Annotated in this window: 3 protein-coding genes and 1 pseudogene; all 4 read right to left on the bottom strand. The window is 62.5% G+C overall.

Annotation, left to right across the window (positions count from 1 at the left end):
- Window positions 1-246 (bottom strand): annotated as a pseudogene (locus tag AWB67_RS35625) (ABC transporter permease); the annotation flags it as partial.
- A complete protein-coding gene (locus AWB67_RS35630) occupies window positions 243-1,001 on the bottom strand; it encodes an ABC transporter permease (protein ID WP_087660585.1) in 759 nt (252 codons plus the stop codon). The pseudogene AWB67_RS35625 and the gene AWB67_RS35630, both read right to left, overlap by 4 nt.
- Window positions 998-1,852: an ABC transporter ATP-binding protein gene (locus AWB67_RS35635; RefSeq protein WP_374729885.1), complete on the bottom strand. Its 855-nt coding sequence runs from the start codon at window positions 1,850-1,852 to the stop codon at window positions 998-1,000. The genes AWB67_RS35630 and AWB67_RS35635 overlap by 4 nt, the downstream gene beginning before the upstream one ends.
- A 2-nt stretch (window positions 1,853-1,854) precedes the next feature.
- Window positions 1,855-2,841 (bottom strand): ABC transporter substrate-binding protein, encoded by a 987-nt coding sequence (locus AWB67_RS35640; protein ID WP_087660587.1) that lies wholly within the window; start codon window positions 2,839-2,841, stop codon window positions 1,855-1,857.
- Between the last annotated feature and the right edge of the window lie 336 nt (window positions 2,842-3,177).

Here is a 3,177-nt window from a genome sequence, read left to right on the forward strand (position 1 = left end):
GGAGGATATCGCGCAGCCCAGCGCGAACGCGACTGAGGTCACGCGCAGGTTTTCCGGGAAGTCTTCGTCGCTCATGATCGACTTCAGCTTGAGGAACGTCAGCCACGGACCCGGCAGTACGTCCGCGCCGAGCAGCGAGCTTGCGACCTGCCAAAGTGTGAGGAGCACGACGACGAGCAGCAAACCATCGCTCCATTTGCGATGCGAGTGGGCCGGCTTGAGCGTCGACATAGACGGTGTGCTCATGCAGCGTTCCTCCGGGTGCGGCTGTAGAGACGTTCCTCGGCCATGTGCAGCAGCATGTTCAGCGTGCCGACGAAGACGAGCAACAGAAGCATGAGACCGTACATCGTCGGATTATCGAAGTTGTTGTACGCGTAGGCGATGCGGAACCCGAAGCCCGAACCCGCCAGCACGAACTCGCCCGCGATCACCGCGATGAAGGCATACACCACCGCCAGCTTGACGCCCGTGAACACGAAGGGCAGGCTTGCGGGCAGCGTGATCAACCGGATCTCGTCGATGGCGCTCATGCGCATCGCGCGTGCCGAGCGCAGCAGCACGGGCGGCACGCGTTCGAGTCCGTTGAGCGTGTTGGTCGCCATCGCGACGACGCCGAACAGGAAGCCGATCACGACCAGCGGCCAGCGGTTCAAGCCGAAGATGACGATCAGCATCGGATACACCACGAAGATCGGCACCGCGTAATACGAGAGCAGCAGCGGATCGATCACGCGGCGCAGGCGCGGCAGCTTGAAGAGACACACGCCGAAAGCGAAGCCGCCCACGACCGCCAGCAGTACCGCGAGCGACGCATTGGCGAGCGTCTGCAGGATGTCGTTCGTGTACTCGCCGGACGCCAGGAGCGCCCATGCGCCTTCGGCCATTTTCGAGGGAGGAATGAACGAGACCGGATCGATCCACGCGCGCCGGCTCGCGATTTCCAGCGCAACGACGAATACCACGACCAGCGCCAGGCGCCACCGCGCGGCGAGCTTCATGGCCGGTTCCCGAGCGCCTTGAGCGCTTCGCCTCGCAGCAGGCTCCAGACTCTCGCCGTTAGTTCGCCGAAGCGCGGATCGAGCGCGGTGTTGCTGTCGCGCTGCCGCGACCAGCCAGTATGGATCGTTTCGATGAACCGTCCCGGACATGACGACATCACGCCGATGCGGTCGGAGAGCAGCACGGCTTCATCGATGGAATGGGTAATCAGCATCACGCTCGCGCCCGTCTCGCGCCACAGCTTGAGCATTTCCTCGCCCATCAGCAGCCGCGTTTGCTGATCGAGTGCGCCGAAAGGTTCGTCGAGCAACATGAGGCGCGGACGAACGACCATCGCGCGGGCAATGCACACGCGCTGGCGCATGCCGCCGGAGAGCTGCACCGGATACGAATGCGTGAACGCCTTGAGTCCCATGAACGCGAGCGCATGCTCCACACGTTCGCGGATCTCGGGCTCGGGCACGCCGGCACGGCGCGCGCCGAACGCGGCGTTGTCGTATACGTCGAGCCAGGGAAACGTCGCGTCTTCCTGGAAGACGATCGCGACACCTTCCGGCACCTTGTCACGTACCGGCGAACCTTCGAACATGACCGTCCCGGAACTGGCGGCATTGAGACCTGCGATGACGTCGAGCAGCGTGGACTTGCCGCAGCCGGACGGGCCGACGACCGAGAAGAACTCGCCCGCCTCAAGATTCAGGCTGACGGGGCCGAGCGCATGAAAGGGCGCCTTGCCCTTCTGGCCGGCGTAGCTGCGGGTAACGTCGGTGAGGGCGGCATGAATGGCGGAGGGCGCGCGATCAGGCACGCCGGCCGGCACGACCGTCAGCGGTACGTCTTTCGTCGACACTCTCATTTCGAGCGCTCGCCAGCGGGCAGCATGGATTCGTCGACGATCTTCGTCCAGTCGAACGGACCCGGCTCGATCGCCTTGATCAGCACGAGACCCTTGACCACTTCGTCCATGCTCGCGTAGTTGAAGCGGCCCGTGCTCCAGTAATGCGGGTCCGTGTCGAGGCAATTGTCGATTGCCGACTTGGCGACCGCCAGGTCGATCTTGTACGCCTTCGCGAGAATTTGGGCAGACTCCTCGCGATGCGCCATGATGTACTGCACCCCCTTGCTGCGCGCGTCGATGATCGCCTTCACCGTATCCGGATGCGCCTTGAGATAGTCGGTACGCACGACGCCAACGGTCTGTGTTTCGGCGGGCACGATGTCCGTCGAACGGAACGCGATCTTCAACTGATCCTTGCGTGCGCTGAACGAGGGTTCGGTCATGTACGCGACATCCACGGCGTGCTGCTGCAACGCGATCATCATCGTGCCGGACGCGCCAACGGGCTTGCGCTGAACCTGGCCACTCAATCCCGCGCGATCGAGTGCGACGATCGTGATCATTTCGGTCATCGACTTCGGGCTGCTATAGCCGATGGTCTTGCCCTTCATCTGCGCGATGCCATTCACGTTGGCGTCCTTCAACTGCACCCATAGCAGGTCCGCGACGCTCTGCACGCCGCTGTGGACGATCGTGATCGGCACACCTTGCTTGATCGCGGCGATGGCCGCCGGCAAGGCGACTTCGCCGTATGGAATCTCGGACGCCATCGCGTTGCGCACCGACGTGCCGCCGCCCTCCGACGTGATGAAGCCGCTGACGTCGAGACCGTTCTGTTTGAAATAGCCCTTGTCCAGCGCGACCGCGAAGGGCACGCCGTACATGCCGTCGATCCAGTGCGTCACAGTCAGCGTAGCGGCCTGGCTCGTGGTGCCGGCAACGCTGGCAGTCACGAATGCGGCGCATGCGGCAAGCCGCGCCAGCGCGTGGAAGGCTTTCATCGGGTGTCTCCTGAGCTTCAGCTCTATGGATGTCGGTGCCAAAGTGTAGGATACTTTTCTGGGAGAGGAACGGTTTGTCGTATGCTTGTTTACACCTAACTCCTCTGCTTATCCTTTCATGACGGGGGTTTCACGGCTATCCGCAGGGTAAGTACCAGTATTGTTAAAACGGAGGGCTACTAGTTTGTCCTACACTTTTAGCAGATACTTAGTCATCGCGTGGCATGGCGGTTTGCGCTGTGTCCAACCTTACGATCATGAATTACCAATCAGCCGAACCTGTTGACGACCCCGCCGACGCCGCACTTGAGCCGGTCCTGCGCACCGGTGAGACGG

This window comes from Caballeronia terrestris (assembly GCF_001544515.1).
GTDB classification, from domain to species: domain Bacteria; phylum Pseudomonadota; class Gammaproteobacteria; order Burkholderiales; family Burkholderiaceae; genus Caballeronia; species Caballeronia terrestris.

Excerpts from the sequence above, each read along its gene's own strand:
- AWB67_RS35630 (WP_087660585.1), bottom strand. The coding sequence starts at position 1,001 with ATGAAGCTCGCCGCGCGGTGGCGCCTGGCGCTGGTCGTGGTATTCGTC.
- AWB67_RS35640 (WP_087660587.1), bottom strand. The coding sequence starts at position 2,841 with ATGAAAGCCTTCCACGCGCTGGCGCGGCTTGCCGCATGCGCCGCATTC.